Annotated in this window: 15 protein-coding genes and 1 other RNA gene; 10 read left to right on the top strand and 6 right to left on the bottom strand. The window is 33.5% G+C overall.

From position 1 onward, the window contains the following. Positions 1-99: 99 nt before the first annotated feature. Complete coding sequence (locus AC1DVP_RS12400) at positions 100-1,140, bottom strand: formimidoylglutamase (RefSeq protein ID WP_477183786.1); 1,041 nt, start codon at positions 1,138-1,140, stop codon at positions 100-102. Positions 1,141-1,227: 87 nt separating this feature from the next. Here AC1DVP_RS12400 and AC1DVP_RS12395 point away from each other — a divergent pair, with 87 nt between their 5' ends. After that, entirely contained in the window at positions 1,228-2,103 is an 876-nt protein-coding gene (locus tag AC1DVP_RS12395; protein WP_477183785.1) for a hypothetical protein, read from the top strand. Between the two features lie 71 nt (positions 2,104-2,174). Here AC1DVP_RS12395 and hutI read toward each other — a convergent pair whose 3' ends face one another. Both hutI and AC1DVP_RS12385 read right to left on the bottom strand, forming a co-directional pair. Further along, the gene (gene hutI / locus AC1DVP_RS12390; protein WP_477183784.1) at positions 2,175-3,413 is read right to left on the bottom strand and encodes an imidazolonepropionase; all 1,239 of its coding nucleotides are present in this window, start codon (positions 3,411-3,413) and stop codon (positions 2,175-2,177) included. A 7-nt stretch (positions 3,414-3,420) separates the two neighbouring features. After that, complete coding sequence (locus AC1DVP_RS12385; protein WP_477183783.1) at positions 3,421-4,470, bottom strand: glutaminyl-peptide cyclotransferase; 1,050 nt, start codon at positions 4,468-4,470, stop codon at positions 3,421-3,423. A gap of 87 nt (positions 4,471-4,557) precedes the next feature. Between AC1DVP_RS12385 and ffs the strand changes: the two genes are divergently transcribed. The 3 genes from ffs to fsa all read left to right on the top strand — a co-directional run bounded on the left by ffs (position 4,558) and on the right by fsa (position 6,466). Then, positions 4,558-4,655: signal recognition particle sRNA small type (gene ffs, locus AC1DVP_RS12380), an RNA gene on the top strand. Positions 4,656-4,765: 110 nt separating this feature from the next. Continuing rightward, a complete protein-coding gene (locus tag AC1DVP_RS12375) occupies positions 4,766-5,572 on the top strand; it encodes an SDR family oxidoreductase (RefSeq protein WP_477183782.1) in 807 nt (268 codons plus the stop codon). A 237-nt stretch (positions 5,573-5,809) separates the two neighbouring features. Further along, positions 5,810-6,466 (top strand): fructose-6-phosphate aldolase, encoded by a 657-nt coding sequence (gene fsa / locus AC1DVP_RS12370; protein WP_477183781.1) that lies wholly within the window; start codon positions 5,810-5,812, stop codon positions 6,464-6,466. Positions 6,467-6,726: 260 nt separating this feature from the next. Here the strand turns inward: fsa and AC1DVP_RS12365 are convergent, their stop codons facing one another. The 3 genes from AC1DVP_RS12365 to AC1DVP_RS12355 form a co-directional block, all read right to left on the bottom strand. Then, on the bottom strand, positions 6,727-8,166 hold the full coding sequence (locus tag AC1DVP_RS12365) for an MFS transporter (RefSeq protein WP_477183780.1): 1,440 nt from the start codon (positions 8,164-8,166) through the stop codon (positions 6,727-6,729). Between the two features lie 281 nt (positions 8,167-8,447). After that, on the bottom strand, positions 8,448-9,149 hold the full coding sequence (locus AC1DVP_RS12360) for a LytR/AlgR family response regulator transcription factor (RefSeq protein ID WP_477183779.1): 702 nt from the start codon (positions 9,147-9,149) through the stop codon (positions 8,448-8,450). Further along, a complete protein-coding gene (locus AC1DVP_RS12355; RefSeq protein WP_477183778.1) occupies positions 9,139-9,993 on the bottom strand; it encodes a sensor histidine kinase in 855 nt (284 codons plus the stop codon). The genes AC1DVP_RS12360 and AC1DVP_RS12355 overlap by 11 nt, the downstream gene beginning before the upstream one ends. A 466-nt stretch (positions 9,994-10,459) precedes the next feature. Between AC1DVP_RS12355 and AC1DVP_RS12350 the strand changes: the two genes are divergently transcribed. The 6 genes from AC1DVP_RS12350 to AC1DVP_RS12325 all read left to right on the top strand — a co-directional run bounded on the left by AC1DVP_RS12350 (position 10,460) and on the right by AC1DVP_RS12325 (position 22,607). Next, a complete protein-coding gene (locus AC1DVP_RS12350) occupies positions 10,460-13,507 on the top strand; it encodes a SusC/RagA family TonB-linked outer membrane protein (protein WP_477183777.1) in 3,048 nt (1,015 codons plus the stop codon). An 11-nt stretch (positions 13,508-13,518) separates the two neighbouring features. Further along, complete coding sequence (locus AC1DVP_RS12345) at positions 13,519-15,099, top strand: RagB/SusD family nutrient uptake outer membrane protein (RefSeq protein WP_477183776.1); 1,581 nt, start codon at positions 13,519-13,521, stop codon at positions 15,097-15,099. 360 nt (positions 15,100-15,459) lie between these two features. Then, on the top strand, positions 15,460-17,397 hold the full coding sequence (gene nagB, locus AC1DVP_RS12340) for a glucosamine-6-phosphate deaminase (RefSeq protein ID WP_477183775.1): 1,938 nt from the start codon (positions 15,460-15,462) through the stop codon (positions 17,395-17,397). 114 nt (positions 17,398-17,511) lie between these two features. Next, the gene (locus tag AC1DVP_RS12335; protein WP_477183774.1) at positions 17,512-19,584 is read left to right on the top strand and encodes a beta-N-acetylhexosaminidase; all 2,073 of its coding nucleotides are present in this window, start codon (positions 17,512-17,514) and stop codon (positions 19,582-19,584) included. 188 nt (positions 19,585-19,772) lie between these two features. Next, positions 19,773-20,861, top strand: a complete 1,089-nt coding sequence (locus AC1DVP_RS12330) for a glycoside hydrolase family 18 protein (RefSeq protein ID WP_477183773.1) — start codon at positions 19,773-19,775, stop codon at positions 20,859-20,861. Between the two features lie 126 nt (positions 20,862-20,987). Then, positions 20,988-22,607 (top strand): ABC-F family ATP-binding cassette domain-containing protein, encoded by a 1,620-nt coding sequence (locus tag AC1DVP_RS12325; RefSeq protein WP_477183772.1) that lies wholly within the window; start codon positions 20,988-20,990, stop codon positions 22,605-22,607. Positions 22,608-22,790 lie beyond the last annotated feature (183 nt).

Below are 22,790 nucleotides of genomic sequence, written 5' to 3'. Positions count from 1 at the left end.
ATTAAAATACCCTGTATTTAGTACATAGATAAGGGCGCAAAGATAGTGTTATTATTTTTGATGAAAATTATTTTACTTTTTGGACATATTTTTCTTAATTTATAATTCAATTGAATTATGTGATTTCATGAAATCGGTCACTAAATAACCTATCAGTTTACCAATTAAATGATTGTTCTTATCTTCACCTAAATCAGGTGCACCTTCACAAATATGTAAATAAGCAGCATTTTTATTTTTAGCAAAAAAGGAAACAAATTGACGAAGCTCTTCAATTGAAAAACCGCTTAATGTCATTGCGCTGCTTGCTATATTTGGAATAGCATCCAAATCGATTTCAATTCCAAACGGGTCATTCTTAATAAAATCAAGAGCTGTTACCATTTCTTCGGAAAATACTTTTTCTTTTCGAATGTTAACACTGTCGTAAGTATTGTAACGAACCCGATCTTCAATTTTTTTTATAATGTCCAAAACACTTTTGGAAGTATAATTTTCATGAAGGCCAAAAATGAAATATTTTTTTAGAAAACCTTCTTCAAAAGCATAAGAGAAACCGTTGCCGCTATGACGTCCCTCTAAAATTCTAAAATCAGAATGTGCATCAAAATTAACAGCGTTTATGGCTTTTCCTTTGGCAAGGGCAGCTCCTTTTATATTTCCGTAGGAATTGTTATGACCTCCGCCAATTACTATTGGAATTTTGCCTGATTGAATAATTTTGCAGATAATATGGGAAACTTCCTTGTCAATTTTTTCAACTAACTGGCTTAATTTAGACCTGTCATCAATATCATTAAAATCAAGATGCTCGACTTCTTTCATTTCTTGCTTAACATCCAAGTGTCCTAAAACAATAATCTGATTCCCTTTGGAAAAACGGTTATGCTGAATATTAGCAATGCTTTGTATGGCACTTTTCCATGCCGATGCTGCTCCAGGTCTTCCATAATTGGCTCTAACTCCAATATCTTCCGGAATTCCGAATAAAACGAATTTGGCCTCGCTGTTTTTGATAAAATCAATTGGGTCAGTATCTTTGGGAACAACAAGTATTTTCTCGCCAAATTTAATTTCACCGCTTCTGTGATTGGTAATTTTTGCTAGGTCGTTAATACTGAATGTTATGAGTTTTTCCATAAAAAAAATATTTTTCAAAAATAATATAATTGATCTAAGTTGCGTTATATATATTATTAAATTTGTAAAAAACAATTATATTTTAACATGGAAAATCAAAAAAACAATTCAAGTCTTAAAGCTGTAATAGCTGTTTTGGCTATTTTATTAGTTGGAAGTTTAGTTTATATTTTTAAAATGTCTTCAGAGGTTGATACAGTACATTCTGAGGTCGTAAAAGTAGGTTCGGAGAAAGAGTCTGTAATGAAAGATTTGCAGGATCTTAAGGCAACCTATGATGCTGCATTATCTGAAAATACTTCTATGTCCGAAGAGTTGCTGCAAGAAAGAGATAAAGTGGTAAACTTGATGGATGAGCTTAAAAAATCTAATGGCGATATGTCAAAATACAGAAATGAGGTAAAATCTCTGCAAAACCACATGAAAGAATTGATGCAGGAGAATGAAGGTTTGAAAAAACAAAATGCGACTTTAACTACGCAGCGTGACAGTACAGTAGTTGTTTTGGGTGAATCAAAAAAATTCAATGAAGTTTTAGTGGGTCAAAATGAAGAATTAGCTAAAACAGTTGAAAAAGGAGGAAAATTATCTATTTTGAATTTGCAGACTGCAGCTTATAAATTAAAAAGCTCAGGAAAAGAAATAGCTACAGATAAAGCGAGCAGAGCAGATGTTCTTAAAATCAGTTTTACTATTGCTGAAAATTCAATTGCAAAATCAGGAGATAAAGATTATTATGTGCAGGTAATTGACAGTAAAAATAATGTATTGGGCGAAGCTAAAAAAGCTTCTTTTGGAGAAAAAGAATTGGTTTACAGTTTTGTTTCCAGTGTAAAATATGAAAACAAAACGGTTCAAGTTTCTCAAGATTTACCAGGAAAAGATTTTGCTAAAGGAACTTATTCAGTAAATGTTTTCGATAAAGATCAATTGGTTTCTTCAACTAGTTTCTCTTTGAAATAAAAATAGCAACAAAAAAAAGAGCGATACTCAAACAGAATATCGCTCTTTTTTTATGCTTAAAAATGAAAAAATCATAAATATTCCTTACCATCCAAAATCACACTGTCAATTAAATTGCTCCCAAATGCATAAGGCAATTGGTAATAGGAAGGGATTTCTTTGGTGATGATAAGGTTGGCTTTTTTTCCTTTTGTGATGCTTCCATGCGTATTTGAAATTCCCATGGCATAGGCACCGTTTATAGTTGCGGCATTAATAGCTTCTTCGGGAGTCATTTTCATTTTAATGCAGGCGGTGGCAACTACAAAATTCATATTTCCTGATGGAGTAGAGCCTGGATTATAATCTGTTGCTAGTGCTAATGGAAGTCCCGTAGCTATCATTTCACGAGCCGGAGTGTAAGGAATGCTTAAAAAATAGGAGCAGGAAGGCAAAGACACTGGCATTGTTTCTGTGTTTTTTAAGGCTTCAATGTCTTCTGGTTTCATTATTTCAAGATGGTCAACCGAAAGTGCATTGTGTTTTACGCCAGCTTGAATTCCGCCAATAGAATTGAACTGATTGACATGGATTTTTGGCTTTAAGCCAAATTGAATTCCTGCGCGCATTATTTTTTCAGTATCTTCAACAGAAAAATAACCGATTTCACAAAAAACATCAATAAAATCAGCCAATTTATTTTTGGCTATTTCTGGAAGCATTTCATTAATTATGCAGTCAATATATCCTTTTTTATTGTCTTTGAAAGCAGTAGGAAAGGCGTGAGCGCCAAGAAAAGTTGCTTTTATTGTTATTGGGTAGTTTTGTGATAATTGTTGAATTACGCGAAGCATTTTGAGTTCGCCTTCAACTGTTAATCCATAGCCTGATTTAATTTCGATAGCTCCTGTTCCCAATCGCATTACTTCTTCAAGTCTTGCTTTTGATTGATTGTATATGTCTTCCTCAGTGGTTTCGTTTAGCTTTTTGGCAGAATTTAGGATTCCGCCACCACGATTGGCAATTTCTTCGTAGGTCATTCCATTAATGCGGTCCACAAATTCCTGTTCGCGATTGCCAGCATAGACAATGTGCGTATGGCTGTCGCACCAAGATGGCAAAACTATTTTTCCTTTGGCATCAATAGTTGTATCTACGGTCATTTTAGGCAAATTATCCATAGAGCCAAAATCGGCGATTAAATCGTCATTTAATAGTAAAAAAGCATTCTTTATGGTTGGTAAAACAGCCATTTCTGCTCCAGAAACTTTTAAAACAGAATTTTCACGAACTTGAAGCAGTTCTTTTATATTGGTAATAAGGGTTGTCATTTTATAGTTATTCAGAAACTGTTATTTCGAACATTTTGTTCCAATTTTTTCCAGTTACAAAAATAGTTTTGGTTTTTGGATTATAAGCAATTCCGTTTAGAACATCTCCAGCGGTAACATTTACGAATTTACGCAATCCTGACATGTCCAAAATTCCTTCTACGGCACCATTATTTGGATTTACAACAGCAATGGCGTCTTTTTGCCAAACATTAGTGTAAATTTTGCCATTAATCCATTCTAACTCATTTATAGCTTTTATTTTGGATTCTCCAGAATATACATTGATATAATCAATCATTTTTTGGGTTTTTGGATCCATTTTCCAAATTTTTTCTGTTTTATCAGTTTGGTAAATATATGTGCCGTCATTAGTCATTCCCCAGCCTTCAATGTCTTTGTCATAAGTGAAAGTTTTTTCCAATTTCAGCGTTTTTGCATCATATATAAAACCTGTTTTTTCCTGCCAGGTTAATTGATATAATTTACCGTTTATGAAGGTGATTCCTTCTCCAAAATACATTGAATCTAAGTCAATTTGCTTGTAAACTTTCCCTGTTCTATAATCGTATTTTCTAAAATAAGATGTTCCTTTTTGTCCCGTGCTTTCACATAATGTATCATTGCGAAATTCCAAACCTTCGGTAAATGATGCTGTGTCGTGCGGATAAGTATTAACAATTTTGAATTTTAATAATTTTGGGGTAACATTCGAAACTAATTCGATTCTTTTGGTTGCATCTGATGAATTTGAGCCAAAATAAATGGTAGCTTTTAAGTATTGGTATCCTAATTTTTGGTTTTTTAAAGCAAAATTAAATTTTTCAGAACCTTTTGTACTTCCAACTTTTTTGTTGTTTACAAAGTAAGCAATGCTGTCAATTTCTTTCGAATTTGGATTTAAAATACCTATAGAAACTGATTCTGGAGATGTAAAATGAGCAGGAAAAGCAGAATCATCGATAGTGAATAAAGAATTTTCACCTTTTTTTGTGTCTCCGCACCCAATTAATGTGATTCCTAATAAAATGGCAATTAATAAGTTATGTTTTTTCATAGTTTAAAATTTGAAGAGACCAATATACAACGTTATTTTATTAGAGCAAAGCGCTTGCAAAAATATAAAAAGGTTGTATATTTGCACCGGCAAGTCCTACACGACCAGCTCCTGCAGACTCCCCCAGGATGGGAACATAGCAAGGGTACGTGGTTGAGCGGTGCGATGTAGATCGCTTGCCATTTTTTTTATTTTTACAAGAATTATGCAAAAGTAGTCTTCCTTCGGGAGGATTTTTTTATTTTTACCCAAACCGTATATCATATATTGTATATCTAAAACAGCAATTATACCAATGAATAAAAAAGTAGTATTAATTACAGGAGGATCTTCGGGAATAGGGAAGTCTATTGGAGAATTTTTGCATCATAAGGGATTCGTGGTGTATGGTACAAGCAGAAATCCAGAACGTATTCTTAATTCCGTTTTTCCTTTAATTGCTTTGGATGTTAAGAATGCCGATTCCATACATTCGGCTGTTGCTAGAGTTATTGCCATTTCAGGAAGACTGGATGTTGTGATTAATAATGCCGGGGTTGGTATTACCGGACCTTTGGAGGAAATTCCGATGGAAGAAATTAAAAATAATTTTGAAACTAATTTTTTTGGACCAATTGAAGTAATGAAAGCGGTGCTGCCACAAATGCGTTTACAGCAATCGGGATTAATTATCAATATTACTTCAATTGCAGGGTATATGGGTTTGCCTTACCGCAGTGTTTATTCGGCCTCAAAAGGAGCTTTGGAATTAATTACCGAAGCATTGCGTATGGAAGTGAAATCATTTGGAATTCAAATTACAAATATCGCTCCGGGTGATTTTGCTACCAATATTGCTGCGGGCCGTTTTCATGCCCCAGTCATAAAAGGTTCTGCATATGAAACACCTTACGGGAATAATCTGAAAACGATGAATGAACATGTGGACAGCGGAAGCAATCCAAATGAAATGGCTGAAGCTGTATTTGCAATCATTGATAATCCATCTCCAAAAATTCATTATAAAGTAGGCGCTTTTATGCAAAAGTTTTCTATAGTGCTAAAGAGAATTCTGCCGGACAAAATGTATGAAAAAATGCTTATGAATCATTATAAATTATAAGAAATAAGGGAATATTAATTATTTTTTGAATTCTTGAAGAAAATGAACTAAAAGAATTAAATAAAAAGAATTCTGATAGATAATTATAAGTTGTATTTTTGCAAAAAATTTGCGTGAAGGATTGAAGTGGCATCCTTTTATTTTTTTCTTTAAAAAATAAAAGATATAGCGGAAAGCCTGGTTTGCTTTTTTGGCAAACACGCCCAAAAAATGAACACAATTAAATATAAATATATTATGAAATTTTTTATTGATACAGCTAATTTAGCTCAAATTAAAGAAGCACAAGCATTAGGTGTTTTGGATGGCGTAACTACTAATCCGTCATTGATGGCTAAAGAGGGAATTACAGGGAAAAACAATATTTTGAAACATTATGTAGATATCTGTAATTTGGTTGAAGGAGATGTAAGTGCCGAAGTAAATGCTTTGGATTATGACGGAATGATCAAAGAAGGAGAAGAGTTAGCTGATTTGCATGATCAAATCGTTGTTAAATTGCCTATGACAAAAGAAGGTGTAATGGCCGCTAAATATTTTTCAGATAAAGGAGTTAAAACGAATGTAACTCTTGTGTTCTCTGCTGGTCAGGCTTTATTGGCCGCTAAAGCAGGCGCAACTTATGTTTCTCCATTTATTGGACGTTTGGATGATATTTCTACAGATGGTTTGAATCTGATTAGTGAAATTAGAGAGATTTATGATAACTACGGTTATGAGACTGAAATTTTGGCTGCTTCTGTGCGCCATACTATGCATATTGTAAATTGTGCTAAAATTGGTGCTGATGTAATGACAGGTCCATTATCTGCGATTTATGGTTTGTTGAAACATCCATTGACAGATATTGGATTGGCTCAGTTTGTTGCTGATTTCGAAAAAGGAAATAAGTAAAAAAAATATAGAGTTTTCGGTCAAGTAAGAAAACTAATAAAAAAAGTCCCATTTCGCAATTGAAATGGGACTTTTTTATTTTTGCTGAAAAATGGTTGAAAATTTAATATTTGATTCTAGGTTCAAATGATTTTCATATACGCGATTCTCAGCGACTTGAATTTTGTATTTAAAAAATCCCATTCTGTTTTATAGAATGGGATTTTTTTTGAATTCATTTTAGCGAATACTAAAATGTGGATATTGAAGTTTTCTTTTTCTTAATGTCCTCCAGATATTTTTTTGTCAAAATCGATTCCGTGCGCTTTTAAAATTGCACTTACTTTCCAAGCATAAAATGCAAGATAAGCGAAGCAGATAATACCAACGATGTAACTTGATTGTATTCCGATAATTTCGGCAATTTTACCTTGAAATACGCTGACAAAACCACCACCCATAATCATCATAATCAGGAAACTACTTCCTTGGCTAGTATGTTTTCCCAATCCGCTTACAGCTAAAGTAAAAATACAAGGCCAAAGAGTACTGCAAAAAAGACCAACGCTGGTAAAAGCATATACACTAACCATTCCTCTTGTTGTTATACCTATGGCTGTTGCCAAAATGCCTAAAGAAGAAAAAATCAGCAACATTCTGGCCGGATTTCCTTTACTTGCCATATCAGCTCCAATTAATACTAAAATTACTAATCCATAGATGTAAAAAGGCGTTAAATCGTGATTTGCCAATGCGTTTACCCCTAAAAATACTCCAAATGCTAAGTAAGGTGCTAGAAAACGTAATACTTTAAGCAAACTCATATTCTCAGTAAAAGCTTCAACAGCTCCAGTCCAACGGCCAATCATTAAACTTGCCCAATATAAAGAGATGTATGGAGCAACATCTTTGGTTAAAAAGCCTAGTTTACTTTCCATATATGCTGGTAAATTACTGGCTGTAGATACTTCAACACCAACATATAAAAATATAGCAATCATACCCATAACTAATTGAGGATACTGTAATGCAGATGTTTTTACTGCTATTTTATCATGTGAATCATCTTCTTCAATTAACTCTGGTCGCTCTGGCAGTGAAGAGAACTTCAATAAAATTGCCACAACTAAAAAAGCAAATCCTAAAATTAAATAAGGAATTTTTACACTTTCAATACTTGCGTCAGTATTAGCATTGGTACTTGAACCAAAAATAGCAAAACTTACAATTAATGGCCCAATTGTTGTTCCAAAATTGTTGACACCACCAGCTAATGTTAAACGTTGTGAACCTGTTTTAATAGGCCCTAATGCAATTGCTAGTGGATTTGCAACAGTTTGCTGCAACGAAAAACCCAAACCAACAATAAATAAACCTGCCAGCATTAGTGCAAAAGATCCTGTATTTGCTGCCGGATAAAATAAAAGCGTACCTAATGCAGAAATAAGCAGTCCTAGAGACAATCCATTTTTGTATCCTATTTTGTTTACCAAATCCTCTTTTATTAAAACTGAAACTCCCATATAAATAAGAGAACCTACAGTATATGCTATGTAAAATGCAAAAGCTACTAATTGACTTTCTCCCTGTGTCAAATCAAATGCTTTTTTGAAAACAGGTATTAGGATGTCATTACTTGCAGCAACAAATCCCCAAAAGAAGAATACGATAACTAAGGGGATAAACTGCCCCCATTTGGTTTGTGAATTTTCTGAACTCATAATTTAAAAATTTAATTTTTTTGGTTATTATTTATTTTTTTGATGCTGCAAGACTGTAAATATATTTGTTAAGAATTTTAAAAAAAAATTTTAGGATATAAAGTTTTTCACTTTTATATAAACAGCATTATTTTGTCAACTAATGGCGGTTTTATTGATTTTTCGTAACTAAAAAATCGATGTAGAACTGTATTTTTAGTATAAAAAACTGACCATCATTGACTGTTAAATAAATGTAAAAAACACACTAAACATTTGTTGCTTATAGTTCTGCAAAAAATTTATTCTAGGATTTTTGCTTTTACTTCTTTGCTGTAATTTCTTCCAATAGGTATAGTATAGGATAAAATCTGAATTCTGTTTCCCTCTATCGATTTTACTTTGTTTAACGCAATTGTATAGGATTTATGAATACGCATAAAGCGTTCAGAAGGCAACTCATCAGTTAAGGAAGTTAATGATTTATGTGTTATGTAAGTTTTTTCGGCAGTGACAACTTTGATGTATTCTTTCATCCCTTCGATAAAAAGAATTTCATCAATATTTATCTTTACCATTTTCTTATCCACTTTGATAAATAGGTGTGGTTCTGCACGATGGTTTTCAATTTTAATGTTGTTTTTTAAATTGTGTTCAGCCTCAATTTTATGAATACATTTTATGAAACGGGGCAATGGAATTGGTTTTACTAAATAATCCAATACTTCCAGGTCATAACTTTCGGCGGCAAATTCTCGGAAAGCGGTTGTGATAATAATCCGGGTTTTGTTTTCTATTAGCTTGATTAATTCAAACCCAGTCATCATAGGCATATTGATATCCAGAAATACAACATCAATAGTATTAGAATTAATAAATTCGAGACCTTCTAATGAATTATTGAAAGTTTTAACAACTTCAAATTCTGAAAAATTTTCAAAATAATTGAGTAATACTTTTATAGCTAAAGGCTCGTCGTCAATTATTACACATTTAATCTTCATTATATAAAGGTATTTGTATTTTGATACTATAAAAGCTGCATTTTGTTGTTTGGAGTATGCTAAAACTATTTTTATAAATAAGTTTTAATCTTTTTTTGGTATTCGATAAGCCTATTCCTTTTTTGTTTGTTTTTGGCTGTGAAATTACAAAATTATTTATTATTTCAAATTCAAGCATAGAGTTTACAACTCTGAAACTGATTTTAATTTTGAGATTTTCATTATTGGCTCCTCCGTGTTTAAAAGCATTTTCGATTAGTGAGATAAACAGTAATGGGGGAACTTTTATATTGTCAATATCGGATTCAAGATTAAATCTGACTTCTACATTTTGAAAACGCAGTTTTTCAATTTCTATATAATTTTGAATATAATCGATTTCTTTTACTAAAGGTACATATTTGACATCTTCAATATCATATAATACATATTCCATTAATTGTGAAAGCTTAATAATTACATCTGGAACTTTGTTCGATGATTCTAATGAAAGCGCATAAAGATTATTTAGCGTATTAAAAAAGAAGTGCGGCTGAATCTGATTTTTTAAATACTTCAGCTTTATTTTGTTTTGATTTTGTATTATTTCCTTATTTCGGTCTCTTTCTTTGAGCCATGTCAGCATCAGGTATATGGAAGAGGCAACTGCAAGTACATAAAGCTCGCCTATACAGACAGCTACTATATGATTAATTTCAAAAGGACTATAATCCCTATTGGCTTCCGGCCATATATTTTTGGAAATTATAAAATAAGTCAGCCCGGTCTTTAATAAATAAACAACTCCTAAACTTGCAATTAGTGAAAATGTATATTTAATGTATTTTGATTTTAACACAAACATCGGAATGAGTATTAATAAATTGAAATATACTAATGGTATGTGAAGAGAAAATTCTATTAGATTCGACTTGAAAGAATATGCATAATCATTAAAATAAGCTCCCCATCTCAAAAAATTAAGTATAAAATAGATAGCCCAAAACCATATATGATTTTGAAGTTTTATATGGAAGTTAATTTTTTTCATCTTGTTCTAAATAGTAAAAATTGGCCAAAATAAGGAATTGGAGTATGAGTTTTATTTTGCAACAATAATCATTTTGTTATTAAAAATGGTGTTTTGGTGAATAAAAAACTAAAAAATTACTATAACGATTAAAATAATATTTAAGAAAACGTTTTCGAAAAACGCATTATTGATTAAAACATGTCGTTGGTTTAAAAAGTAATGCTGTTGGTTTAATTTATTTTTTTTAACAGTACGTTAAGAATAATTTTACCCTATAACTAACAAAAATAATTTTAAAATGAGAAAAATTTTTTTAATCGTAATGGTTGTTTTTGCTACGCACGTTACTCTTGCGCAGTCAAAAAAAATCAGTGGTTTTGTTTCAGATGCGGCGGGTACTCCGATACCAGGTGCAAATGTTAATGTAAAGGGGGAAACGAATGGAGCCTCAACAGATTTTGATGGTAAATTTACACTTGAAGTCAAACCAGACGCTACATTGGTGATTTCATACTTAGGGTATGAAACAAAAAATGTACAAGTAGGAGAGTCTTCGTCAATTAATGTAATGCTGAATTCAGCTGGCTCAACATCTTTATCTGAAGTAGTTGTAACTTCATTAGGAATCAAGAAATCTAAAAAGTCTTTGACTTATTCAGCACAAGAGCTAAAAGGAGAAGATCTTGTTAGAGCAAAAGATCCGAATTTAATGAATACAATTGCTGGTAAAATTGCCGGAGTTGCAGTAACTAAAAGTGCTGGTGGTACTGGAGGTTCTACAAAAGTTACTATTCGCGGAAATTCATCTACTACAAACAACAATCCTTTGTATGTTGTTGATGGGGTGCCAATGCTGAATATTTCTTCATTTCAGCCTAATGATTCATTTGGTAATACTCAAGGAGGTAACCGCGATGGAGGTGATGTAATTGGGTTGTTAAACCCAGATGATTTTGAAGGGATGACAGTTCTTAAAGGAGCTTCTGCAACTGCTTTATATGGCAGTCAAGGAGCTAGAGGGGTTGTTTTATTGACTTCTAAAAAAGCAAAAGAAGGTGTTTCTGCTTTCAGAGTGTCTTCTAATACTACAGTTGAAACAGCTGCTTATCTGCCAAAATTCCAAACTTCTTATATTGCTAAACCAGGAGCAGATGAGTCGTGGGGAGCTGCGCAAAGCACACCAGATCACACAAGAGACTTTTTTGAAACAGGATTAACACAGATATCTTCTTTTGGTTTTTCTACTGGATCTCAAAATTCTGCGACTAATGTATCTTACGCTAATACTACTGCCAATGGTATTATACCAACAAACAGTTTAAGTAAAAACAACTTTAGCATCAGACAAATGGGTAAATTCTTTGGCGACAGATTAACTGTTAATGCCAATGCAAATTACACGTCTCAATACGTAACAAACAGACCAACCAGCGGTTTGTATTTCAACCCGCTTACAGGTCTTTACTTGATGCCAAGAGGATATGATTTTAACGAATATAAAAACAATTTCGAAAAATTCGATCCAGCCAGAAATATGATGGTTCAAAACTGGATGACCAATAGAGATATCGAGCAAAATCCATATTGGGGATTAAATCGTAATAAATCTAAGGATGGCAATCAGTTTATGAATGGGTCTGTTGGATTGAACTATAAAGTGAATAACTGGTTATCTGTTGGATCCAGATATAATTATGACAGAGTTACTTCACAATTTGATAAAGAAATTTACGCTACTACTCAAGGAACTTTATCTCATGCAAATGGCAGATATATTAGTATTGATGACGTAAGTTCTCAAAATTACGGTGATTTAATTACAACAATTAATACTAAAATCAATGAAGATTTTACATTTTTTGCAAACGTAGGAACAAGTTTTACAAAAACGTCTATCAATGATGAAACTGTTTTAGATTCTGATCCTTCTGGTTTAGGAATTACAAACTGGTTTACACTTCATAATTTTAATTCTAATACAGGTAATTACCAAAATTACGGATTCCGCAGAGAGCAGCAATCAGTTTTTGCAGCCGCAACTTTTGGATACAAAAATATGCTGTATCTAGATGTTACAGGACGCAACGACTGGTCTTCTACATTGGCTAATACAGGTAATCTCTCTTTCTTTTATCCATCTGTTGGAGCAACGGCCATATTGTCTGAAATGTTTACCATGCCAGAAGTAATTACGTTTGGAAAAGTTCGTGCTTCTTTTGCACAAGTTGGGAATGATGTTCCTGCTTTTTATACCTCTCCAACTTCACAATATAATGCAGTAAATCCACAAAATATCAATCCAACTGTTGGGCCTAGACCAGGTACAAACTTGAAACCTGAAAGTCAAAACTCTTTTGAGCTAGGAACTGAATGGAGATTTGTTAATAACAGATTTGGAATAGAATTGACATATTACAATAATGAAACTCAAGATCAATTGCTTACAATTCCAGCTCCAGCTACAAATGCAGAAGGATACCAAAATTATGCATACAATGGTGGTGTAATTAAAAATAAAGGTATTGAGGTATTGTTGAATGCCAAAATTGTCGATAATGACAAGTTTAAATGGGATGCTACGGTAAACTATTCAAAAAATAACAATGAAGTTTCTGGTTTGCCAGAAGAATTGGGAGGTACAGTTATCTTGACTCAACCAGGTGTTAACAGTTATAGATATTCATTGAAAAATGGCCGTCCATTTGGAGTAATTGAAGGAATCAACCTTAAGAGAGATGCTCAAGGCAAAGTTTTATTGAATGCTGACGGATCAATCCAAAAAACTGGTTTCGAAGAAGTTGGAAATGCAAATCCAGATTATATGTTAGGTTTGACTAACTCATTCAAATATGGTCATTATTTCTTGAACTTTACAATTGACGGACGTTTTGGAGGAGATGTAATGAGTCTGACTGAAGCTGTAAATGATAAATTTGGCGTTTCTAAAGCTACTGGAGATGCTAGAAATGCTGGTGGTGTAGCAATTGATGCTGTTTATGCTCCTGGTACTCCAAATGCTGGACAGGCTTATGCAGGAAAATATCCAGCAGAGAGCTACTATAGTCAAGTAGGAGGCAGAGAAGGAGCCACTGGCGAGTATATTTATAATGCGACTAACGTAAGTTTAAGAGAATTGGCTTTGGGATATACATTTGACATTAAAAACAGTAAAATCTTCAAAACAGCTAATTTGTCTTTAGTGGGCAGAAATTTATTCTTCTTCTACAAAGACGCTCCATTTGATCCGAATATTTCTTTGAGTACAGGTAATGGTTTACAAGGGATTGATGTTTATGCTGCACCATCTACAAGAAGTATCGGTCTTAATTTAAATGTAACTTTCTAATCTATATCATCATGATACTAAATAAAATAAAAACAACTGCAATATGCGCTTCATTTCTTGCCGCAGTAAGTTGTACAAGCGATTTTAATGAAATTAACACTAATCCAACTGGGATTACCGCTAAAGATCTTGAACAAGATTTTAATCATGTGAAAGTTCCTTTTGCTACAGTTTTTACAGGGATTTTCAATACAACACACTGGAAATACCAGCTGCAGCAAAACTTGAATGCAGATATTTGGTCAGGTTATATGGCTACACCAACTCCTTTTAAAGGAGCAGCGGGAGATAACTCAAACTACAATTTTGTTGACGGTTGGAATGGTTTTATCTGGAGTTTGCCTTATACAGATGTAATGGCAAATACACTTAAAATTGAACAAAGAACAAAAGGAAAGTACGATCAATTTTATGCTATTTCATTGATTTTGAAAGTAGAAGGAATGCATAGAGTTACTGATGTGTTTGGACCGATTGTATACTCTCAATTTGGAACTACCAATGCTGTAATTCCTTATGATTYACAGGAAGAAGTTTACGCCAAAATGTTCTCAGAACTTGACTTTGCTGTTGCAGAATTGACTAAAAGAGTAAATGCAGGTGAAGCATCAACTTTTGTGAGTACAGACATGAGCGGTTATGGCGGTGATTACAAACAATGGGTTAAATATGCAAATTCACTGCGTTTACGTTTAGCTATGAGAATTGTTAAAATTAAACCGGCTTTAGCAAAAACAGAAGCAGAAAAAGCAATTAGCCAGACTTTTGGCGTGATGACTACAAATGCAGATATTGCAAAAGTGATTATTCCTAATTATATAGATCCTATTCTAACTATATCTTCTTCTTGGGGTGATATCAGAATGTCTGCGGATATGGAATCGATAATGAATGGATACTCTGATCCTAGAATTGCCAAATACTTTAATGAATCAGCTGATTTTCCTGGTCAATACAGAGGAGTTCGTACTGGCATTAATATGATTGCTAAGTCTGATCGTACAGGAATGTCTGAAATTGGTTCAATTGTTGGATCAAATGAAAAAGTGCTAATGACTACTGCTGAAGTGTATTTCTTAAGAGCCGAAGGTGCATTAAGAGGATGGAATATGGGTGGAACTGCTCAAACCTTATATGAAGCAGGAATAACAGCTTCATTTGCACAGCATGGAGCATCCGGAGCAGCAACTTACATAGCTGATAACGTGAAAACGGCTAAAAATTTCGTAGATGTTAAAGATGCTGCAAATAATGCGACAGCGGTAAATAATGTGACTGTTGCTTGGGATGGTGCTGCCGTTAATGAAGTGAAACTGCAAAAAATAATTACTCAAAAATGGATTGCAAATTTCCCAGAAGGTCAAGAAGCCTGGTCTGAGTACAGAAGAACAGGATATCCAAAGTTATTCAGAGCGTTGCATAATACTAGCGGCGGAACTATAACTACTCAATATGGCCCGCGCAGAGTAAATTTTGTACAGTCTGAAAAAGACGGAAACCCTGGTGGTGTTGAAACAGGTCTTGCAAAATTAGGAGGACCTGATAATGGAGGAACTAGACTTTGGTGGGATACTACCGGACCTAATTTCTAAATAATTACAATCAGTTATTTTTTATTCCAGGCAGGTATCATATCACCTGTCTGGATATAAAAAAAAGAAGATTAAAAAATGATGCTGCAAGATTTTTTTAATTAAAAGGCAATAAAGCCAACCGCCTAGATTTATAAAGTATTTCTGCTTTGTTTTAAGGGCTTATTACTTTCGGAATTTCTTTTATTTTTTAGAAAAATAAAATTTATATATAGGCAAAACTCAAGCAGTTTTGTTTCAAAAACCTAATTTAGAAATAATTAAAAAGTAAGAAGATATGTGTATCTTTATAAAAATTAGCATTAAATAATAGAGATACTGTAACTTTTTGTACAATTAAAATATATAATAACAAAAATCATGAGAACTACATCAAACTTAGGTAATGACATAAGCTTCAAAAAGGCAGGTCAGTTTGAAGATACCCGTTTTGAAAAAATTCATAACGCAATTTTTAAAAATGCTGCAGATGCTTCAATAATCGTTGCTCAAGAGATTGCGGACTTAATTCGTTCAAAACAAGAAAAGAATAAAAAATGTGTATTAGGTTTAGCTACGGGATCTTCTCCTATAAAAGTGTATCAGGAATTGGTTCGTATGCACAAAGAGGAAGGCTTGAGTTTTGACAATGTTATTACTTTCAATTTAGATGAGTACTATCCGATGCCAAAGGAAAGTAATCAGAGTTACCATTATTTTATGCACCAGCATCTTTTTAATCATGTGGATATCAGACCAGAAAATATTAATATTCCAGATGGTACTGTTGCATTAGAAGATTTAAATCAGTTTTGTGTTGATTATGAAATGAATATTAAAAATGCAGGAGGACTTGATTTTCAATTATTGGGAATTGGCCGTACTGGTCACGTTGGTTTTAATGAGCCTGGATCGCATATCAATTCAGGAACGAGAATTATTACATTGGATCATATTACCAAAGTAGATGCTTCGGGTGATTTTAACGGAATCAGCAATGTTCCTAAAAAAGCAATCACAATGGGAGTTTCAACAATTCTTAGATCTAAAAGAATTGTACTGATGGCTTGGGGACAAAACAAAGCTTCTATTATAAAAAGAACTATTCAAGGGGACATTAGCTCTGAGGTTCCAGCTACTTTTCTGCAAAATCATAACAATACCACTTTTATTTTAGACGAAGGTGCAGCTTCTGAGCTAACGCGTTTGGAGACGCCTTGGTTAGTAGGAGAGTGTATTTGGACATCCGAATTAAAAAGTAAAGCAATTGTTTGGCTTTGCCAGCATACTAATCAATCGATTTTAAAATTGACTGACAGAGATTACAACAATAACGGAATGTCTGATTTATTAGCTTCAGGAAGCTCTTCTTATGATTTGAACATTAATATGTTCAATGTACTGCAGCACACTATAACAGGATGGCCTGGCGGTAAGCCAAATACTGATGATTCTTTCCGTCCTGAAAGAGCTAATCCTGCGAAAAAGCGAGTAATTCTTTTTAGTCCGCATCCAGATGATGATGTAATTTCTATGGGAGGAACTTTTGCAAAATTAATCAAACAGGGTCATGATGTGCATGTAGTGTATCAGACTTCTGGAAACATTGCTGTTACTGATGATGAAGCATTAAAATTTGCCGAAGTATGTAATGATTTTGCTGAGGGGAATAACTCAGGGATTAATTTTCAATCCGTAATTGACTCTATCAATTCAAAACCAATCGGGCAAAGTGATACTTTAGAAGTTCGCAAATTAAAAGGTTTGATAAGAAGACGTGAATCGTATGCTGCCACAAGATATATCGGGTTAAAAGATGAAAACACGCACTTTTTGGATATGCCGTTTTATGAGACAGGAATGGTTCAAAAGAAACCTTTAGGACCAGAAGATATTGCTGTAGTAAAAGAAATTATTGAGAAGATAAAACCGCACCAGGTGTTTGCAGCGGGAGATCTCGCTGATCCGCACGGCACGCATGAAGTGTGCTTGAATGCCATTTTTGCTGCGATGAAAGCATTAAAATCAAAATCATTTATGGATGATTGCTGGCTGTGGCTGTACAGAGGAGCTTGGCACGAATGGGATATTCATGAAATTGACATGGCGGTTCCATTGAGCCCTGATGAAGTACTTATGAAAAGACAAGCTATTTTATACCATCAGTCTCAAAAAGACAGAGTAATGTTTCAAGGTAATGACTCTAGAGAATTTTGGGTTAGAGCCGAGGACAGAAATAAAAATACTGCCAAATTATATGATGATTTAGGTTTGGCAGAATATGAAGCGATTGAAGCTTTTAAACGTTTTGAATACTAGTACTGTAATTTTGTTTTGTGTTAAGTTTAGTGCTAGGCTCTAAGTTTTTTTATGAACTTCAAAACTTGGGTTTAGCACTATTTCATATTTTTTACTAACATATTTTTTTATCTAATGAAATATATTCTGTTTTTTTTATTTGCCTCTTTTGTTTCTACAGCCCAAGTTACTAAAGAGCAGTTAAATATTATGCCATGGCCCCAAAACATTAGTCTTAATGAAGGTTCATTTACACTGACAAAAAAATTTAAAGTAAATATTACAGGAGCTCCAAATGCAAGAATATTTGTTGGAGCAACTAATTTTTTGAGACGCTTGGATGGAAGAACAGGTATGTTTTTTAACCAAGGATTCATAACGGGTTTAAATGAAGTTCCTGAAGCTTTACTGCAGATTAATTGCGTGAGAAGCGGAAAAATAGAACTTTATGAGGATGAAAGTTATTTATTGGATATAACATCAAATAAAATTTTAATAAATGCCACTACAGATGTGGGAGCACTGCATGGTTTGGAAACGCTGCTGCAGCTTTTGCAGAACAATAATAATTCCTTTTATTTTCCAGTTTCAAAGATTTCAGATTTTCCAAGATTTACTTGGAGAGGCTTAATGATTGACGGAGCAAGACATTTTATGCCTGTTGATGTGATTAAAAGAAATTTGGACGGAATGGCAGCTGTAAAAATGAATGTTTTTCACTGGCATTTGGTAGATGATCAAGGTTGGAGAATTGAAATGAAAAAACACCCAAAGCTGATTCAAATGGCATCGGATGGGAATTACTATACTCAAGAAGAAATTAAAAACATTGTAAAATATGCTGCTGACAGAGGAATTTTGGTAGTTCCGGAAATTGATGTTCCCGGTCATGGTTCGGCTATTTTGACAGCTTATCCGGAAATTGGCAGTAAAGTTGTGAATCTGAATATGGGATCAGGTGAGAAAGGACAGCAATTTACACAAGTGCAATCGTATGCTCTTGAAAGAAATGCAGGGATTTTTACACCTACGCTTGATCCTTCAAACCCAAAAACATATGAGCTGTTAAGTTCTATTTTTGATGAAGTCTGCCCATTATTTCCCGGGAAATTTTTTCACATTGGCGGAGATGAAAATGAGGGTAAAGACTGGGATTCTAATCCTAAAATTCAGGAGTTCAAAAAGAAGCATAATTTGGCTAATAACCATGAACTGCAGGCCTATTTTACGATGCAGTTAATTCCGATGCTCAAAAAGCATAATAAAGAATTAATGGGCTGGGAAGAAATTATGACCAAAAATATGTCCAAAGAAGCGATAATTCATTCTTGGAAAGGAACAAACGAAGGTCTTACTGCTGGAAAGTCATTAGTTGAAGCAGTAAAAGGAGGATATAAAACTGTTTTGTCTAATGGGTATTATATTGATTTGGCTTATGGGGTTGAAGAGCATTATACCGTAGATCCAATGCCTAAAAATGTGACGCTGACTAATGAAGAAAAGGCAAGGATTTTGGGAGGAGAAGCACCGATGTGGACTGAATTAGCAACTCCTGCTACAATAGACAGCAGAATCTGGCCTAGAACAGCAGCTATTGCAGAGCGTTTTTGGTCTAATGAAAATGTAACTGATATTAATAGCTTACGCAAAAGATTGAAAACCGTTTCTTTTAGATTGGAAGAGCTGGGATTGACACATATAAAAAACAAAGAAGGCTTGTTGAGAAACATAAGCAATAATCAAAAAAGTGATGCTTTGCTTGATTTGTCCAATGTTTGTGAGCCATTAAAAGGATATTCAAGAAATAGTGAGGGGACTGAATATAAAATGTATTCTCCATTAACCTTATTTGCAGATGTGTGTACTCCGGATGCTTCTGATGCAATAGAATTTAATCAGGCTGTTACAAAATATTTAAGCAATAAATCATTTGAAAATCAAACTTTAGTTGTTGGTTATTTAAATAAATGGATTAAAATGGACTCTGACTTAAATGTTTTGAGTACCAATGCGCCACTGGTTCAGCCACTATTGCCATTATCAAAAAGTTTAAATGATATAGCGAAACAGCTTTTGCTTAAGATTGATAAAAAAGAAAATGTAGATGCCGCAGTATTAAATAATTTACTCGAAAAATGTAATTCGAAAGAACATGCTGATGTTGAATTAGCAGTATATAACAGCTTGATAAAATTAGTTCAAGCATAAAATTAAATTCAAAAGTTAAAGTTTTATTGTTAAGATTGAGTTTGGTTATTTGTATTTTACTATGATCTCTTTATTTTGAATTGCTATTGTTTTTCTGTGAAAACAATATTATAAACCTGGTATTCGTTGCCAGGTTTTTTTAAATTATTCCTTTTAAATTTAGTATTAATCTTTTAAATATAAAAAAAATGAAAAGCTTGAGATTATATGTTCTATTGTTTTTAATTCCGCTGTTGTCTGCTGGGCAAAACAAAGAAAATTTATCTGTTATTGCCTATTATACGGGTGATGATAAACAAATTGATGACTTTGAGGTGGGAAAACTCACTCATGTTATTTTTAGTTTTTGTCATTTGAAAGATGGAAAATTAAATGTTGACAGTGTCAGAGATTCGATAACTATCAAACATCTAGTGTCTTTAAAAGATAAAAATCCTAAACTGAAAATTATGCTGTCTTTAGGCGGTTGGGGTGGTTGCGAACCTTGTTCAGCCGTATTTGCTTCAGCTGAAAAAAGAACCGTTTTTGCAAAATCAGTAAAAGAAGTTAATGATTATTTTAATACTGACGGTTTAGATTTAGATTGGGAATATCCAACAATAGAAGGTTATCCAGGACATTTATATCAAGCATCCGACAGGAAAAATTTCACAGAGCTTATTGTGTTACTCCGTAAAGAATTGGGTTCTAAAAATGAACTTAGTTTTGCTGCCGGAGGGTTTCAAAAATATTTGGATGAATCTGTTGAATGGAAGAAAATAATGCCATTGGTCAATCGTGTCAATATTATGAGTTATGATTTAGTAAATGGTTATTCTAAAGTTACAGGCCATCACACTCCCTTGTTTAGTGTTAATGCAACCGATGAATCAACAAATCGCGCAGTCGAATATTTATTGAAGTTGAGAATACCTGCCGAAAAGCTGGTAATTGGTGCTGCATTTTATACCCGAGTTTGGAAGGAAGTTGCCAATGTTAATAATGGTTTGTATCAGTCTGGTGTGGGAACCAGCGGAGTTAATTTCAAAGATTTTGAAACAGCCTTTACAAAAGAAAACGGATGGAGCTATTATTGGGATGATAAAACTAAAGCTCCCTATTGGTACAATGAAAAAGAAAAATTATTTGCAACTGGAGATGATATAGCTTCTGTAAAAGAAAAAACAAAATATGCCATAAAAAAGAAACTCGGCGGAATTATGTTTTGGGAACTTACGTTGGACAAAAAAACAAATGGAATGGTTGACGCAATAGATAGCCTAAAAAAATCCAAATAATTGCTTTTTTGAAGAAGAAAAAAAATTAATGTTGAGAACCTGATGAAATTTCATCAGGTTTTTTTTGAATAAAAAAGTCATTATTTTTTTTGTACTTTTGCGCAAAATTTTAATAAAAAGACATTCATGTTAACAGTCAATAATTTATCAGTTCAATTTGGTAAGCGAATTTTGTTCGACGAAGTAAATACAACCTTCACACACGGAAATATTTATGGAGTTATTGGAGCCAATGGTGCTGGAAAATCAACTTTTCTTAAAATAATAGCTGGTGATATCGACCCTACTTCAGGGCATATTCATTTGGAACCAGGAAAACGTATGTCGGTTTTGAATCAGAACCACAATATGTTTGACGAACATACTGTATTGGAAACTGTAATGATGGGTAACAAAGTTTTGTATGCTGTTAAGGCAGAAATGGATGCACTTTACCTAGATTATAATGATAAAAATGCAGACAGAATAGGAGAGTTGCAGGTACAATTTGAAGAGATGAACGGCTGGAATGCTGATTCAGATGCAGCTTCAATGCTGTCAAATCTTGGAATTTCTGAGGATAACCATTATACCTTAATGGGAGATTTGGAGGGTAAAATTAAGGTAAGAGTGCTTTTGGCACAGGCTCTTTTTGGAAACCCGGATTTATTGATCATGGATGAGCCTACCAATGACTTGGATTTTGAAACCATTGCTTGGCTGGAAAATTTCTTAGCAAACTATGAAAATACAGTTATTGTAGTTTCTCACGACAGGCACTTTTTAGACTCCGTTTGTACACATATCTCTGATATTGATTTTGGGAAAATTAACCACTATTCAGGGAACTATACCTTTTGGTATGAGTCAAGCCAATTAGCCGCTAAACAGCGTGCGCAGCAAAACAAAAAAGCTGAGGAAAAGAAACAGGAATTGGAAGAATTTATTCGTCGTTTTTCTGCGAATGTTGCCAAATCCAAACAAGCGACTTCTCGTAAAAAAATGATTTCTAAATTGAATATTTCTGAAATCAGACCTTCAAGCCGTCGTTATCCTGCTATTATTTTTGATCAGGATCGTGAAGCTGGGGATCAAATCTTGAACGTACAAAACTTAAGCGCTTCGATTGATGGAGAAGTTTTGTTTAAAGGAGTTGATTTGAATATGGCTAAAGGCGATAAAATTGTTCTTTTTTCAAAAGATTCGCGTGCTACAACCGCTTTTTATGAAATTTTGAATAATAATCAAAAACCTGATTCTGGAGAATTTGATTGGGGAATCACAACAAATCAGGCTTATTTGCCTGCAGAAAACCATTCGTTTTTCGAAAATGATTTAACATTAGTAGATTGGCTGCGTCAATGGGCAAAAACAGAAGAAGAACGTGACGAAGTTTTTATTAGAGGTTTCCTTGGGAAAATGATTTTCTCTGGGGAAGAAGCTTTAAAAACGAGCCGTGTTTTATCTGGAGGAGAGAAAGTTCGCTGCATGCTGTCAAGAATGATGATGGAACGCGCTAATATCTTAATGTTGGATGAGCCGACTAATCACTTGGATTTGGAGTCTATTACCGCTTTTAATAATTCATTGAAAAATTATAAAGGGTCGGTTATTTTTACAACACATGACCACGAGTTTGCGCAAACTGTAGGTAATAGAGTAGTAGAGCTGACACCAAATGGCGTTATCGACCGTTACATGACTTTTGATGAATATTTGGATGATGAAAAAATTCAAGAGCAAAGAAAGAAGATGTATAATTTATAGTTAAATTCAAAATCCTGTTATTTTCATAACAGGATTTTTTTATCATAATCTATTTGTTGAATTATTGAAAAATATGATAAAAGACTAATTTTTTTAGGTTGCCAGACAATTTATATTTTTTTAGTATTTGTTTGAAAAATAAGATACTTTTGAGAAAACCTATTATTTTTATCTTTTTAAATA

The sequence above is a fragment of the Flavobacterium sp. P3_A6 genome (genome assembly GCF_056403035.1).
This window is presented reverse-complemented; position numbering and strand designations above follow the sequence as displayed.

What these genes read in the sequence shown, in the direction of transcription:
- AC1DVP_RS12400 (WP_477183786.1), bottom strand. Translation starts at nt 1,140, where the DNA reads ATGGAAAAACTCATAACATTCAGTATTAACGACCTAGCAAAAATTACC.
- AC1DVP_RS12395 (WP_477183785.1), top strand. Translation starts at nt 1,228, where the DNA reads ATGGAAAATCAAAAAAACAATTCAAGTCTTAAAGCTGTAATAGCTGTT.
- hutI (WP_477183784.1), bottom strand. Translation starts at nt 3,413, where the DNA reads ATGACAACCCTTATTACCAATATAAAAGAACTGCTTCAAGTTCGTGAA.
- AC1DVP_RS12385 (WP_477183783.1), bottom strand. Translation starts at nt 4,470, where the DNA reads ATGAAAAAACATAACTTATTAATTGCCATTTTATTAGGAATCACATTA.
- AC1DVP_RS12375 (WP_477183782.1), top strand. Translation starts at nt 4,766, where the DNA reads ATGAATAAAAAAGTAGTATTAATTACAGGAGGATCTTCGGGAATAGGG.
- fsa (WP_477183781.1), top strand. Translation starts at nt 5,810, where the DNA reads ATGAAATTTTTTATTGATACAGCTAATTTAGCTCAAATTAAAGAAGCA.
- AC1DVP_RS12365 (WP_477183780.1), bottom strand. Translation starts at nt 8,166, where the DNA reads ATGAGTTCAGAAAATTCACAAACCAAATGGGGGCAGTTTATCCCCTTA.
- AC1DVP_RS12360 (WP_477183779.1), bottom strand. Translation starts at nt 9,149, where the DNA reads ATGAAGATTAAATGTGTAATAATTGACGACGAGCCTTTAGCTATAAAA.
- AC1DVP_RS12355 (WP_477183778.1), bottom strand. Translation starts at nt 9,993, where the DNA reads ATGTTTGTGTTAAAATCAAAATACATTAAATATACATTTTCACTAATT.
- AC1DVP_RS12350 (WP_477183777.1), top strand. Translation starts at nt 10,460, where the DNA reads ATGAGAAAAATTTTTTTAATCGTAATGGTTGTTTTTGCTACGCACGTT.
- nagB (WP_477183775.1), top strand. Translation starts at nt 15,460, where the DNA reads ATGAGAACTACATCAAACTTAGGTAATGACATAAGCTTCAAAAAGGCA.
- AC1DVP_RS12335 (WP_477183774.1), top strand. Translation starts at nt 17,512, where the DNA reads ATGAAATATATTCTGTTTTTTTTATTTGCCTCTTTTGTTTCTACAGCC.
- AC1DVP_RS12330 (WP_477183773.1), top strand. Translation starts at nt 19,773, where the DNA reads ATGAAAAGCTTGAGATTATATGTTCTATTGTTTTTAATTCCGCTGTTG.
- AC1DVP_RS12325 (WP_477183772.1), top strand. Translation starts at nt 20,988, where the DNA reads ATGTTAACAGTCAATAATTTATCAGTTCAATTTGGTAAGCGAATTTTG.